This is a genomic window from Flavobacterium sp. KS-LB2 (assembly GCF_036895565.1).
GTDB lineage: Bacteria > Bacteroidota > Bacteroidia > Flavobacteriales > Flavobacteriaceae > Flavobacterium.
In genome coordinates, this window is the sequence record NZ_CP145904.1 from 166265 (window position 1) to 181438 (window position 15174).

Sequence of the window (15174 nt, forward strand, 5' to 3'; positions counted from 1 at the left end):
CTATTAGAGTCAATAAATTGACGAATAAAGTAATGATGAAAAAAATAATACTATTCTTTGTAGTGGTAATGACCGTAAGTTTTGATTCTCCGAAAGAGGATGCTTATGATGTGGGTGAGTGGTTTAAATTTCGAATTCATTATGGAATAGTAAATGCCGGTTATGCCACATTAGAGGTAAAAGATGCTACACTAAATAACAAAAAGACCTTTCATGTTGTGGGTAGAGGCTATACTACAGGAATGTCTCGATTCTTTTTTAAAGTAGACGATTTATACGAAAGCTATATTGATAAGGATACTAGGAACCCATATCAGTTTGTCCGAAAAATTAATGAAGGCGGATATACTAAAAACCAAGAAGGCTTTTTTAATCAGTCTACAAATAAAGTTCTTGTAAAAGATTACAAGCATAAAACAGAAAAAACGCTTTACGTTCCTAAAAACACACAAGACATTTTGTCTACCTTTTATTATCTAAGGAATTATCCTGGAATTGATAAGTTAAGAATAGGAGAATCTGTTGCGATTGATATGTTTTTTGATGATGAAACAACCAAGTTTAAACTCAAATTTATAGGACGTGAAAATATCACTACTAAATTTGGTGAAGTGTCAACAATGGTGTTCAGACCTTTAGTGCAATCAGGTCGTGTGTTTAAAGAGCAAGAAAGTCTTACGGTTTGGATTTCAGATGATGATAATAAACTGCCAATTAGAATAAAAGCCAGCTTAGCAGTAGGTTCAATAAAAGCAGATATAGAGGCATATAGAGGATTAAAAAATCCTTTTAAAACAAATAAATAATGAATAGTATTGATAGTTCAGAAGCGATTTTAAAAGAAATTGAAATAAAATACCAAGCAATAAATCAAAAAACAGAAACGCAACTGGAAGGTTTATTATGGTCAAAACCAATCACGTATTGGGACTATATTCAAACGGATGCATTGTTGAGTCTTCAAGTACAAAGAACCACACTTCCTGACGAAATGGTTTTTATCATGTATCATCAGGTTAATGAGTTGATATTTAAGATGATACTATGGGAAATGAAACAGATTTCCTATTGTGAAAATATTCAAACTGATTTTTTTACTGAAAGATTAATGAGAATTAGTCGCTATTTTGATATGTTAACGACCTCTTTCAGTATTATGGGAGATGGAATGGAAGTAGATCAATATATGAAATTTAGAAATACGCTAACTCCTGCTAGTGGTTTTCAAAGTGCACAATACCGTTTAATAGAATTTTCCTCTACAGACCTAATAAATCTTATCGATCACCGTTATAGAGATTCAATAGATAGAAATACACCTTATGAGTTTGCCTTAGAGCATTTGTATTGGCAGGCAGCTGGAAAAGATTACCATACCGGTAAAAAATCATATCTACTAGAGGAATTTGAAAGAAAATATAAAAAAGAATTCTTAGCATATATGGAGGAATATAACACCATTAATATTTGGCAAAAATTCAAACAATTACCTGATTTGGATCAAAAAAATCCGGATTTAGTTCAAGCGATGCGTCATTATGATCATACAGTAAATATTACTTGGGTAATGCAACATTTAAATACAGCAAAAAAATATATTGATCAAAGCGGAAAAGGTGATGGTGAAGCTACTGGTGGAAGTGATTGGAAAAAATACATGCATCCTAAATACCAAAGAAGAATTTTCTTCCCGGAATTGTGGAGTAGTCATGAATTAGAGAATTGGGGTGTAGAAATGAAGGTTGAATAAAAAAACACGGTTTGAAACAAATATTTATAGTTATAATAGCATTATTTTCTTTAGTATCATGCAATAAAACGGAGGAAATAGTTAAGGAAAAAGTAGTGAAACTTACTCCCAAAAAAAGTGAGTTTGGTTTTGTATATGCTGATTTTAATGTCATTCATGATACTATAAAAAAAGGTGACACTTTTGGAACTTTGCTGGAAGAACAAAATATTGGAAAGCGACAAGTATATGATATCATTGCTAAGGTAAGAGACACTTTTGATGTGAGAACCATTAGACTAAATAAGCCTTTTACAATGCTTCGTTCAAAAAACAAGAAAAACGACTTGCAGGTTTTTATTTATCAACCAGATGCCTTAAATTATTATGTAGTGGACTTACGCGATACGGCTGTTGTGGTGTATAAAAAAACAAAACCTATTACAATCAAGCGGCGCACCATAGGAGGAGTTTTGAAAGAATCATTATCAGAAACTTTAGGCAATGCCAAGATTGAAGGTGCTTTGGCTAGTAAAATAGCTAAAATTTATGCCTATTCCATTGACTTTATGAAACTCAAAAAAGGAGACCGTTTTGCGATAACTTTTACGGAGCGATTCATAAACGATAGTATTTATGACGGAGTGGAAGAACTAGAAGCTTCCTTTTTTGAGTACAGAGGGAAAATTATTTACGCATTTCCTTTTGCTCAAAATCCGGATTCAGATAAAATTGAATATTACGATGAACAAGGAAAAACGTTAAAGAATTTCTTTCTAAAATCGCCTATAAAATTTAGTAGAATATCTTCTCGGTTTTCATCAAGTCGTTTTCATCCAGTTCAACATAGATGGAAAGCGCATAAGGGAACGGATTATGCAGCGCCACGTGGCACCCCTATTACCACAACAGCTGGTGGAGTTGTGGAGCAAAGTGGTTTTACAGCCGGAAATGGAAATTTTGTAAAAGTAAAACACAACGGAACCTTTTCAACGCAATACCTACACATGTCTAAAATACTCGTGAGACGCGGCCAACGTGTCAGTCAAGGACAGGTTATTGGTTTAGTAGGAAGTACAGGTTTAGCAACGGGCCCTCACGTATGTTATCGATTTTGGAAAAATGGGGTACAGGTTGATGCGTTGAGGTTAAAATTACCAACCGGCGAACCTATGACCGGAAATAATAAAAGTCGTTTTATTAAGCAAATAACTCCGCTAAAATTCCAATTAGATAGTGTTGCTAATTTATAGTTCTACAATATAATTGGACTAAAAACATTTATTTTCTTTAAAAAAAAGCAACTTTTATATGCTTATTGAATGATTACTATTTAGTGTTTTTCCTGCTAAATTGTTATATAATTGAAAAGGCATTTAGCATTAAAACTAATTTCAGTATTTTTGCCAAATTAAAATAATACTACAAACTACCTTAGAAATGGCTTTAAATACAATAAACCCAACAGAAACGTTTGCTTGGAAGAAACTTGAATTGCATTACATAGAGATGCAAAAAGCTTCTATGCAAGAATTATTTCAATTGGACGCAAGTAGAACTGATAAATTCAATTTAAAATGGAATGAATTTTTAATTGACTATTCAAAAAATATTATCAATCAAGAAACGCTTCAGTTGTTATTAGAATTAGCAGATGAAGTAGGGCTTAAAAGTGCTATTGCAGACTATTTTGATGGTGCAATAATCAATCAAACTGAAAATAGAGCAGTGCTTCATACTGCGCTACGTGCTAAAGAATCAGCAATTATAAATGTTGAGGGTAACAACGTAGTTTCTGAGATTTATGAAGTAAAAAGAAAAATAAAGGAATTTACGACTGAAGTAATTTCGGGTGAAAGAACGGGTTATACGGGGAAACAGTTTACGGATGTTGTTAATATAGGTATTGGAGGCTCAGATTTAGGTCCTGCTATGGCTGTTGAAGCATTACAATTTTATAAAAATCAACTTAACGTTCATTTTGTTTCAAATGTGGATGGAGATCATGTAAATGAGATTATAAAAAAGCTAAATCCCGAAACGACTCTTTTTGTAATTGTTTCCAAGACATTTACCACACAAGAAACGTTGACTAATTCTGAAACAATCAGAAAATGGTTTTTATCAAAAGATTTTGGTACAACTCCAGAAGATATTGCTAAACATTTTGTTGCGGTCTCGACCAATATCCAAAAAGTAACAGAGTTTGGGATAAATCCAAATAATGTATTTCCCATGTGGGATTGGGTTGGCGGAAGATTCTCTTTATGGAGTGCTGTTGGACTTACGATAAGTTTAGCCGTTGGTTACGATAATTTTGATGAATTGTTGCAAGGGGCAAATGAAATGGACGAACATTTCAAAACAGCTGATTTCGACAAAAATATGCCGGTAATATTGGCTTTATTGAGTGTTTGGTATAACAATTTTTTTGGTGCCGAAAGTGAAGCTTTGATTCCTTACACACAATATTTGCAAAAATTAGCTCCTTACTTACAGCAAGGAACGATGGAAAGTAATGGAAAAAGTGTTGGACGTGACGGGAAGCCAGTAAATTATCAAACAGGAACTATTATTTGGGGAGAACCGGGAACGAATGCGCAACACGCTTTTTTCCAGTTAATTCATCAGGGGACAAAATTGATTCCTGCAGATTTTATTGGTTTCATAACTCCTTTATATGGAGACAATGATCATCATGATAAATTGATGTCAAACTTTTTTGCTCAGACAGAAGCGTTAATGCATGGAAAATCAGGAGAGCAAGTTCAAGCTGAATTTGATGAACAAGGTGTTTCAGAGGAAAAAGCTAAATTTCTTTTGCCCTTTAAAATTTTCTCAGGGAATAAGCCAACGAATACCATTTTAATCCAAAAGTTGTCGCCAAAAACTTTAGGTTCGTTGATTGCTTTGTATGAGCACAAGATTTTTGTACAAGGAATTATTTGGAATATTTTTAGTTTTGATCAGTGGGGAGTTGAGTTAGGAAAACAATTAGCAAATTCAATTTTAGAAGAAATTAATACAAAAACGGTCAAAAGTCATGACAGTTCCACAACTTTTTTATTGAATCATTTTTTGCTGAATAAGTAGTGTTAATTTTGAAACAAATTCTTAAAATTTTATAAATTTTCATAAGATTTCGATTTCACAGCTCTTTTTTAAGAGTTTAAAAGTTTCAAAAGCCCTGATTTTATCTAAATCGGGGCTTTTTTATGGATAAGTGACTCTGTTATAGTAGTTTTTTAAAATTTATGTTATTTTTTTCAATGTCGATTATTGAAAATTATATGTGAATAATTTAATAAAAAGCATTTATAGTTATTAAAAAATTCATTATTCACTTAAAATGCTATAAATATTGTTTTAAGTGAAATATCCAGCTTAAAAATAATGCCATTCTTAACGTTGTGTTAACTTATTAAAGTAAAAATGTTATATTTTTGCCAAATATTAATAAACTAAACAATATGAAAAAATTATTAAAGTTGTTTTTTGTGCTAGCGGTATTATTCTGCGCTAACCCTAATATTTACGCACAGGGTAACACTAATTCTTCTATTAGTGGTAATGTTTACGATAAGGATTCTCAAACCTTACCGGGAGCATCAATTCTAGCGGTTCATACACCGTCTGGTACTCGTTACTCTGCATCAACTGATGGTACGGGTAATTTTAGTATTTCAAATATGAGAGTTGGTGGACCATACAAGGTTACAATAACATTTGTAGGTTTTTCAAATTTTGTAGACAATGATGTTTATCTTCAATTAGGTGAAAACAAAACTTTTAAAGTTGTTTTAGCAGAAGAATCAAATGAATTGCAAGAAGTTGTAGTTAGAACTTCAAGAGATAATACATTTAATTCTCAAAGAACTGGAGCTCAAACAGTAATCAATTCTGATAAAATTAAAGCATTACCATCTTTGTCTAGAAATATTTCTGACTTTGCTAGGTTAACACCACAAGCTCAATTAAGAGGAGATGATGTTTTATCTATTGGTGGTCAAAATAACAGATTTAATGCAATTTATATTGACGGAGCTGTAAGTAATGACGTTTTTGGATTGGCTGCAAACGGAACAAATGGTGGTCAAACAGGAGTAAGTCCTATCTCAATTGATGCTATCGAGCAATTTCAAGTGAGTGTTGCACCTTATGATGTTAAATTATCTGGATTTGCAGGTGGAGCTATTAGTGCAATCACACGTTCAGGAACAAATAATTTTGAAGGTTCAGCTTATTTCTTGAACAGAGATGAGTCTTTAGCTGCAAAAACACCTCCTTCATTAGCAGGAGCAAACGGAAGACAAAAATTAGCGGATTTCTCAGCTCAAACTTACGGAGTTCGTGCAGGTGGAGCTATCATAAAAGACAAATTGTTTTATTTTGTTAATTATGAAAAACAAGACAATGAAACACCACAACCTTTTGATCCTTCAACTTACACTGGATTGTCAGGAAGTAGATTGGGAGAATTAAGAGCTAAATTAGCTACTTATGGTTATGATCCAGGATCTTTTGAAAATAATGTAAGAACTTTAGTTAGTGATAAAATCATTGGTAAATTAGACTGGAATATTAATGACAACCATAAATTGTCTTTAAAACACAGTTATGTTACTGCTGAGCAATTTTCTCCAAGCCGTTCTTCTGCAACTGCTATTAATTTCATAAACGGTAGTCAATTATTTAATTCTAAAACGAATTCTACTGCTTTAGAACTAAATTCAAGATTTGGAAATAAATTTTCTAATAATTTAGTAGTAGCTTACACTACAGTTGCTGATGATAGAGATCCTTCTGGAGACCCATTCCCAACTGTACAGATTTTTGACGGAGCTAATCAAAGTATTTTCTTTGGAGCAGAAGGGTTTTCTACTGCGAATCTTTTAGACCAAAAGATTTTGACTATTACGGATAATTTTGAAATCAATACTGGAATCAATAAAATTACTATTGGTACTCACAATGAATTCTCACAATCTAAAAACGTATTCTTTGGAAACAATTTTGGTTCTTACAGATATGCTACTTTAGATGATTTCTTGCTTGACAGAAAACCGAACAGATATATCTTAAACTACTCTTTAATCGGAGGAAGCGGAGACGATTCTCAAGGAGCTGCTGAATTTGGTACTAAGCAATTTGGATTCTACATCCAAAATGATATGAGAGTATCAGATAATTTTAAATTATCTTATGGAGTAAGAGTTGATGTACCAGTTTGGGAAAATGGTTTAGGTAACGATGATTTTAACAACAGAACAATTCCATTGTTGCAAGCAGCTGGAAAAGATTTGCAAGGAGCAAGAGTTGGAGAAAGAATTAATACTACAGCTCATTTTGCCCCACGTTTAGGCTTTAATTATGATTTAAATGGAAAAAAATCTACTCAAATTAGAGGAGGTTTAGGAGTCTTTACTTCAAGATTGCCATTAGTATGGCCAGGTGGTACTTATAACAATAATGGGGTAACTCAAGGTGCTATTCAAATTACTAGTGCAGGTCAAATGCCTGTTTTTAATCCTAATCCAAGTGTTGATAGCCAAATTGCACCACTTCCAGCATCTTTTCCTAGACCAGGTTCAGGACGTACAGGTGGAAATATTGACTTGTTCGCAAAAGACTTTAAATTACCTCAAGTTTTCAAAGCAAGTTTTGCTGTTGATCAAAAATTACCTTTAGGTTTTGTTTTTACATCTGAAATTACATACAATGATAATATCAGTGCTGTAACTTATGAAAACTTAAATATTGGAAATGCTACTGGTAGTTTGACTGGTGCAGATACAAGACCACGTTATAATGGAAATACTAGAGTTGATAACTCATATTTAGGAGTTTACTTAGGGTCTAATACAAGTGAAGGAAAAGCTTATAATTTGGCTTTCACATTGACTAAAAACTTTAGATCTGATTTTATTGATGCTAATATTTCTGGAACTTATTCTTACGGTAAATCTACTGTTTTATTGGATGCTACTTCTTCTCAAAACAGTTCACAATGGAATAATACTGAGACTGTTAATGGTGCAAATTATTTAGCACTTTCTAGATCTGATTTCGATCCAGGAAGAAGAATTGTATCTAATGGTAATGCAACATTCAAATGGAATAAATTCACTAAATCTAGAATTGGTGTATTTTATGAAGGTGCTCAAGGAACTCCAATTAGTTATGTTTATAATGATTCTGGTCGTTTGTTACAAGATACATTCTCTAACTCAGCATTAATTTATGTTCCTGCTGCACAAAGCGAAATTAGACTTGTTTCTACTGCTTCAAATACTTTAACTCCACAACAACAATGGGATGCTTTAAGCGCTTTTATTGAGAGTAATGATTACTTAAGAGGTAGAAAAGGAGATTATGCAGAGCGCAACGGTGACCGTTTAAAAACAAGTCACGTTATAGATTTAAAATTCGCTCAAGAATTTACTATCAATGTTGGTAAAAAGAAACACACACTTGAATTTACTGCAGATATTTTTAACTTCACAAACCTTTTAAACAAAAATTGGGGTAAAAGATATTTCACAAGTAACGACCAAGTGCAATTACTTCAACAAGTTGGTTTCGTAACAGGTAGCCCTAACACTCCAACATTTAGTTTTAATCCAGCTGTAGCAAACAACATTAATCAAGTTGATGATGTAGGTTTGAACTCTTCAAGATGGCAAATGCAAACTGGTGTTCGTTACACGTTCAACTAGTTTAGTTTAAAATAAAACAACCCTCATTTCATTGAAATGAGGGTTTTTTTATGCCTTTTTTTCTTATATTTGTTAAAACAAAAACATCATTTATGTACGATTTTATTCAAAAATTCCATTCGGGTTGGGCTTATTTAGCACTTTTAGTATTAGTAATTGCAGTGATTAATTCCTTAATTGGGTTGTCTTCAAAAAAAGACTTTACTTCTAAAGATAGGAAAATAGCCTTGTTTGCTTTAATAGCCATACACACTCAATTATTAGTTGGTTTCATTTTATATTTTGTGTCTCCTAACGGTTTGAATATGATTGAAGCAGTTGGAATGGGAGGATTAACAACTGAAAGTAGATTACTAGCTTTAGAGCATCCATTAATAAATATTATTGCCATAACATTAATTACAATTGGTTGGTCAAAACATAAAAAATTATTAACTAGTGAAGCAAAATTCAAAACGTTTTCTATTTTTTTTGGTTTAGGATTGTTGCTAATCTTAAGTAGGATTCCTTGGAAAATTTGGTTTTAAAAAACCAAAAAAAGCTCTAGAAATAGGGCTTTTTTTATCTAGGTATGGTTTTTGTAAAATAGATTTAACTAATACGATATATATGAAAAAATCAATAACATTCTTTTTTTTACTTGCAATTATTAGCTTAGTCAGCAGCCAAAGCACTATCTCAGAAAAACAAAAAGCAGCAACACAAAAAGATACCATCAAGAAAGGCAAAGCAGCAATAGAATTACAAGAAAACAAAATGGATTCTTTGATAACCTCACTAGGGAAATTTAAAATCTATAAAAAAGAAGCTCATGCATCCTATTATGCCGATAAATTTAATGGAAGACGAACTACGAGCGGGAGAAAATTCGATAATAACAAATATACTGCTGCACACAAAAAACTTCCTTTTGGTACAAAAGTAAAAGTGACCAATGAAAAAAATGGAAAGTTTGTAATTGTTGAAATTACGGATAGAGGACCATTCGTGAAATCTAGAGAGATTGATCTTTCAAAACGCGCATTTATGGATATTGCCTCCAATAAAAGTAGTGGTGGAATGCAAGTGACAATAGCAGTATTAAGCAATTAAATTACCAGTTTTTGTAGGGATTAGTGCTTAAATAGGAATTGTAATAACGGGTAATGTTTGTCACTTCTTCACCTAGCCAATTAGGTTTTTCAAAAGTTTCCATTTCAGATTTAAGTTCAATTTCAGCCACAATTAATCCTTCGTTATCACCGTAAAATTCGTCCACTTCAAAAATATGATTGCCTAGTTTGATCTCAAAACGAGTTTTGTCAATAACCCCTTTTTCACACAACAATAGTAATTCCTTTGCTTCAGTAACAGAAATTTCTTTTTCCCATTCAAAACGTGACATCCCAGAATCATTTGAAATCCCTTTTATGGTCAAATAGCCTTTGTCGCCTTTTATACGCACTCGAACGGTACGTTCTGGAACCGAACTTAAATAGCCTTGCGCAATATGATTTTGTGAAAAAGCAGCTGTTTTAAACGAATCATTGGTTACTAAAAATTTTCTTTCTATTTCAATCATTTTAATTTTGTCTATCTATTTAGAGCTATTTCCAGCTATTCGTTACAATTTCTCAATCATAAAACTTTTTTTCTATTTTTAATTAAAGGAGCTTCTAGGGTCGCTCTTTATTAAAAAGAAAAAATAGTTGTTTTCAATCGAAGATTTTCACTTCTATCAGGGCTATTTCAGAGTTTCAAAGGTATTAAATATTTCTATTTTTAGTACTCTATTCCCTTTCGTCTAGAGTATAAAATCAAAACGAGAATGGTAGATTGGGATTAGTTAGTTTTCAACTACCTGCTACGATTTTGAATGATTAAAGAAAATGTAATTTATACGCTTCATTTAACAGTTATTTTATGAATAAGTTAAACGATGTTAGGGCGTCTCTTTGTATTTTTACAAAAACCGAATGAATTCTATATATGTCAATTATTAAAGTAAAGTCCAAACCAACACCAGCAACACTTCTATTCAAGTATTTTGATAAGAGTCAATCTTGGAGAGAAATAGAGGATCCTCTTGAGCCCTTAATTGAATTAATTAGGCTTATTAGACCTTTGAAAATTAAAGACTTGAAAAGAGTTGATTTGCAAGAAATCATTTCTTTTTTTAATGCAAATGATACTTGTAGAGAGCAATTCTCAATATACCTGAAAGAAATAGTAAAAGATAAAAAATTCAATAAAATACTTTCTGATGCGGCAATTTTGCAAGATGTAGACTTTATTTTTGAAGTTAAAAAAAGGATATTTGCTAAGTTTTTGCCATATCAACCGCAAAAAGATACTTTAGAATATATTCTCAACCAAGTTTTCTATTTGGCTAATGATACAATTTGGATTAACAAAATTCCATCCAATCAATTAGAGGAATTATATCGCATCTTAAAATTCAAAACAATTTATGATAATGTTGCGCCAAATTCAATGCTATCAGAAGTATTAGTAGCCATGGATTTAATTACACAACGAATCAGTGGTCGTGCCTTGGAAACAGATGTTATCAAAATGGTACCAGAATTTGACGATTATGAAAGTCCTTTTACAGCCTTTGAAAAGGAATTATTTCTAATTCAAGATAGAATTAGGAACTCAAACAACCATTATATCAAACCTGATGATTTGTCCTATGCACAGCTGTTGGTTTTGCATAAACAATGTGAAGACTTTGTAGAGAAAGCATTTCACAACAGCTCAAAGTATGGAATTTCACTTCGTGTAAATCAGAATTTATTAAAAATCAGACAACAATTAGTACGCCTCAAGTCTTTATTTCCGTTATTGATTGTAGAAAAAACGAGTGATAAAAGAAATAACGGAATTACATTGGTTTTGCACCTAATTAAGTACAATTGCTATAAGAGCAATGTTAGAAAATTTATTAGCGAGAGTACGCAATTGATTTCTTATGAAATAACGCAACATACGGCTAAGACGGGGGAACAGTATATTACAGAAAGCCGTCAAGAGTATTTTAAAATGTTTAGAACTGCTTTAGGCGGAGGATTTATAGTAGGGATTTTATGTATTGTCAAAGTGTTACTTTCTAAGGTAGATACTAGTTTTTTTGGACATGCTTTTCTGTATAGCATGAATTATGCGTTAGGATTTATTACTATATATCTTTTAGGTTTTACGCTTGCTACAAAGCAACCAGCAATGACCGCTTCGGCTTTGATAAAAGCATTAGAAGAAGGTGTTATAAAAAAAGGAAAAGATGCTGAAAAGTATAAAGCTTTTGCTATTCTTTTTGCGCGCGTATTTCGTTCTCAGTTTGTTGCTTTTGTGGGGAATGTAATCATGGCGTTTCCAGTTTCATTACTTGGAATCTGGGGTATTGATTATCTGTTTCAGTACAATATCGCTGCGAGTAAATGGGAAGGGCTGCTTATTGATTTGAGTCCTATTCATTCTTTAGCTATATTTCATGCAGCTATTGCTGGTGTGTTTCTATTTTTATCAGGAATCATTTCAGGTAGTATTGCCAATAGAGATAAGCACAATCAAGTGTATTTTCGCATTACAGAGCATCCTTTACTGAAAAAGAGTTTCGGAAAAGATAGAACGGTTAAATTTGCCGAATTATATAGCAAACGATGGGCGGGCATTATTTCAAATTTTTGGTTTGGAATATTCATGGGAAGTACAGCATCTGTTGGTTTGTTTTTAGGTTTGAATCTGGATATTCGACATATTACTTTTGGAAGCGGAAACCTTGCTCTGGCATTATATGGGGCAAATTATGCAGTAAGTGACTCCATGTTATTCTGGGGTATTTTTGGTATTGGTGTTATAGGATTGGTTAACTTTATAGTAAGTTTTAGTCTTTCGCTAGGACTAGCATTTCGTTCAAGAGCCATCTCATTATTCGAATTGCGATTTGTAACAGTTTCCATTTGGAATCATTTTAAGTCAAGACCAATGAGCTTCTTTTTTCCAACAGAAAAGAAAAATAAATCAGTAGTGGTAGAGAATTATTTACACGTTGAAGATGAAAAATAATTTTTAGTACTATTAAACTATTCGAAAAGAATAGTGGATATTCAATCATTTAGATGCAGGAATTAATTCCAAATAGAAAAATTATACACGTAGATATGGATGCCTTCTATGCTTCGGTAGAGCAAATGGATAATCCTTTATTGCGTGGAAAACCTATCGCTGTCGGTGGTTCAGAAAATCGAGGTGTAGTTGCAGCGGCAAGTTATGAAGCTAGGAAATTTGGAGTTCGAAGCGCTATCAGTGGCGTTATGGCCAAAAAAAATTGTCCAGAACTTATTTTTGTGAAACCACGTTTTGACAGATACAAGGAGATTTCGAGCAAAATTCAAAAGATTTTTTATGAATATACTGATCTAGTAGAACCACTGTCGCTAGATGAAGCTTATTTAGATGTAACCAATAATAAAAAAGGAAATCCTAGTGCTACTCTATTGGCACAGGAAATAAGACAACGCATTTTCAACGAAGTGGGTTTAACGGCTTCGGCAGGAATATCAGTGAATAAGTTTGTGGCTAAAATTGCCAGTGATTACAATAAGCCCAATGGTCAAAAAACGGTAAATCCAGATGAAGTTATTTCATTCTTGGAAGAATTGCCTATTCGGAAATTTTATGGTGTTGGAAAAGTAACCACCGAAAAAATGTATCAATTGGGAATTTTTACTGGAGTGGAATTGAAAAGCAAAACATTGGAGTTCCTAGAGAAGCATTTTGGGAAATCCGGAAATTTTTATTATAATGTCGTGAGAGGAATTCACAATAGTGAAGTAAAATCTAATCGAATTACAAAATCAGTTGCTGCTGAACATACTTTTGATGTCAATCTCTCTTCAGAAATTTTCATGATTGAAAAGTTGGATAGTATTGCTAATGCATTAGAAAAAAGATTAAAAAGACACAATGTAGCTGGGAAAACGATCACTTTAAAAATAAAGTACAGTGATTTTACGCAACAAACGCGGAGCAAAACCTTGCCTTATTTCATCTCAGATAAAGGATTGATTTTAGAAATTGTAAAGGAGTTGTTGTATCAGGAACGTATGAAGGATTCTGTTCGGTTACTAGGAATTTCACTTAGTAATTTAAACACTGAAGAGAAAAAATTTGTTGTTGTACAGTTAAAATTTGATTTTTAATGCCCTAACTGACTCCTTCAACAATGGTTAAAGTCTACAATATGTGCTTTTCTTTTTATAAATAAAATTATATTTGGTTCTTTAATACATAATGATATGAATAATTTTAGAGAGTATGAAGAGGCTATTGCCAAGTATCACGGTGGCTTAAGTGTTAAAACAGTTCCTGTTTCTTCTTGGAATTTTCATAATGATTTTTTAATTGTGATGAAAAATATCTTTCAAGATTTGAATAAGATTCAAGCATTTGCCACTCAAAGTAAATGGATTGATAACAATTGGGATTTAAAAACACGATTGAGGGAAGAGGTTGTAATTGTGACAGATGCTAAATTAAATATTGTTTTTGCTTCACACAATATGATAAAGATGAATGGTTATGTAGAATCAGAAGTTTTGGGTAAAAATCCTAAGATTTTTCAAGGAGATGTAACCGATTTGACAATCTCCCGCGAAATAAGAGATTCTATCTCACTCCATCAGCCTTTTGAAAAAACAGTTATGAATTATAAAAAAAATGGAGATGTATATGCCTGCTTAATAAAAGGCTTTCCCGTTTTTAATGTTAAAGGACAATTAAGCCATTATATAGCTTTTGAGAAAGCCGCTTAAAAGAGAAAACCTTTCCAATTTGGAAAGGTTTTCTCTTTTATAATCAGCGGGGTTTAATTTTTACTATTCAATTTAGAGAGTAATCTTAAAAACTCGATATACAACCAAACCAATGTAATCATTAATCCCATTGCACCATACCATTCCATATATTTTGGCATTTTTTGTTCGGCTCCTTTTTCGATTCGGTCAAAATCTAAAAATAGATTCAAAGCAGCAATTACAATTACAAAAACACTAATTCCAATACTCATAATCGAATTGCCATAATGAACAGGCACAAAGCTAGTAAACATAGAAAACAACCAAGATATTAGATAATAAGTCGCTATAGCAAGTGTAGCTGCTACAACAACTGATTTGAATTGTTCCGTTACTTTTACGATTTTAAATTTATACAATCCCAGACAAACCATAAATGTGACAAACGTTGCTCCAACGGCTTGAATTACAATCCCTGGATACATGGCTTCAAATATTGCTGAAATTCCACCAATAAATAGCCCTTCAAATAAAGCGTATCCAGGAGCTAAATAGGGAGAGTATTGTGGTTTGAAAGCTGAAATAAGAACTAAAACTAATCCAACAATTGCGCCTCCAATTGCAGGAACTATAGGGTTCATACCATTAAAAGTCAACCACCAGATGACTGTTGCTGATGCAGTAAGAAGTAAAAATAAAATCAAACTCTTATTTATAGTTCCTGACAAAGTCATTTCATTGTTATAATCGATGATTGTAGCATGATGTACTTCCTCATTTTTTGAAACAGCAGTGGAAAATGTTTTGTTATTTAAAAATGGATTTTTAGAATTGAAATTCATAATTTGTAGGGTTATTTGTTATTCAAATATAAATTTTATTTTGCAGAAGACAGTTTAAAAAAATCTTAATTTTTTTTGAAGCATAGTCATGTTGCATTAGGCTTATATAT

General features: G+C 32.3%; 12 protein-coding genes. 10 read left to right on the forward strand and 2 right to left on the reverse strand.

Annotation, left to right across the window (positions count from 1 at the left end; translation table 11 throughout):
- Positions 1-35 precede the first annotated feature (35 nt).
- From V5J73_RS00785 to V5J73_RS00815, 7 genes are all read left to right on the forward strand, one after another.
- A complete protein-coding gene (locus tag V5J73_RS00785) occupies positions 36-806 on the forward strand; it encodes a DUF3108 domain-containing protein (RefSeq protein ID WP_338646909.1) in 771 nt (256 codons plus the stop codon).
- Entirely contained in the window at positions 806-1750 is a 945-nt protein-coding gene (locus tag V5J73_RS00790; RefSeq protein WP_338646910.1) for a tryptophan 2,3-dioxygenase family protein, read from the forward strand. Before V5J73_RS00785 ends, V5J73_RS00790 begins: the two co-directional genes overlap by 1 nt.
- 11 nt (positions 1751-1761) lie before the next feature.
- Positions 1762-2982: a M23 family metallopeptidase gene (locus V5J73_RS00795; RefSeq protein WP_338646911.1), complete on the forward strand. Its 1221-nt coding sequence runs from the start codon at positions 1762-1764 to the stop codon at positions 2980-2982.
- Between the two features lie 187 nt (positions 2983-3169).
- Positions 3170-4822, forward strand: coding sequence for a glucose-6-phosphate isomerase (gene pgi / locus V5J73_RS00800; RefSeq protein ID WP_338646912.1), 1653 nt, complete (start codon positions 3170-3172; stop codon positions 4820-4822).
- Between the two features lie 377 nt (positions 4823-5199).
- Positions 5200-8445 (forward strand): TonB-dependent receptor, encoded by a 3246-nt coding sequence (locus tag V5J73_RS00805; RefSeq protein ID WP_338646913.1) that lies wholly within the window; start codon positions 5200-5202, stop codon positions 8443-8445.
- A gap of 92 nt (positions 8446-8537) precedes the next feature.
- Complete coding sequence (locus tag V5J73_RS00810; protein ID WP_338646915.1) at positions 8538-8972, forward strand: hypothetical protein; 435 nt, start codon at positions 8538-8540, stop codon at positions 8970-8972.
- Between the two features lie 82 nt (positions 8973-9054).
- Complete coding sequence (locus tag V5J73_RS00815) at positions 9055-9537, forward strand: septal ring lytic transglycosylase RlpA family protein (protein ID WP_338646917.1); 483 nt, start codon at positions 9055-9057, stop codon at positions 9535-9537.
- 1 nt (position 9538) lies between these two features.
- Here V5J73_RS00815 and V5J73_RS00820 read toward each other — a convergent pair whose 3' ends face one another.
- The gene (locus V5J73_RS00820) at positions 9539-10006 is read right to left on the reverse strand and encodes a CYTH domain-containing protein (protein ID WP_338646918.1); all 468 of its coding nucleotides are present in this window, start codon (positions 10004-10006) and stop codon (positions 9539-9541) included.
- A 407-nt stretch (positions 10007-10413) separates the two neighbouring features.
- On the opposite strand from V5J73_RS00820, the gene V5J73_RS00825 reads away from it, so the two are divergent.
- The 3 genes from V5J73_RS00825 to V5J73_RS00835 all read left to right on the forward strand — a co-directional run bounded on the left by V5J73_RS00825 (position 10414) and on the right by V5J73_RS00835 (position 14240).
- Positions 10414-12492: a recombinase gene (locus V5J73_RS00825; RefSeq protein WP_338646920.1), complete on the forward strand. Its 2079-nt coding sequence runs from the start codon at positions 10414-10416 to the stop codon at positions 12490-12492.
- 53 nt (positions 12493-12545) lie between these two features.
- Positions 12546-13628, forward strand: coding sequence for a DNA polymerase IV (dinB, locus tag V5J73_RS00830; RefSeq protein WP_338646922.1), 1083 nt, complete (start codon positions 12546-12548; stop codon positions 13626-13628).
- Positions 13629-13724: 96 nt separating this feature from the next.
- Positions 13725-14240, forward strand: coding sequence for a PAS domain-containing protein (locus V5J73_RS00835; RefSeq protein ID WP_338646923.1), 516 nt, complete (start codon positions 13725-13727; stop codon positions 14238-14240).
- Positions 14241-14293: 53 nt separating this feature from the next.
- On the opposite strand, the gene V5J73_RS00840 is transcribed toward V5J73_RS00835, so the two are convergent.
- Complete coding sequence (locus tag V5J73_RS00840; protein WP_338646926.1) at positions 14294-15064, reverse strand: Bax inhibitor-1/YccA family protein; 771 nt, start codon at positions 15062-15064, stop codon at positions 14294-14296.
- Positions 15065-15174: the final 110 nt, after the last annotated feature.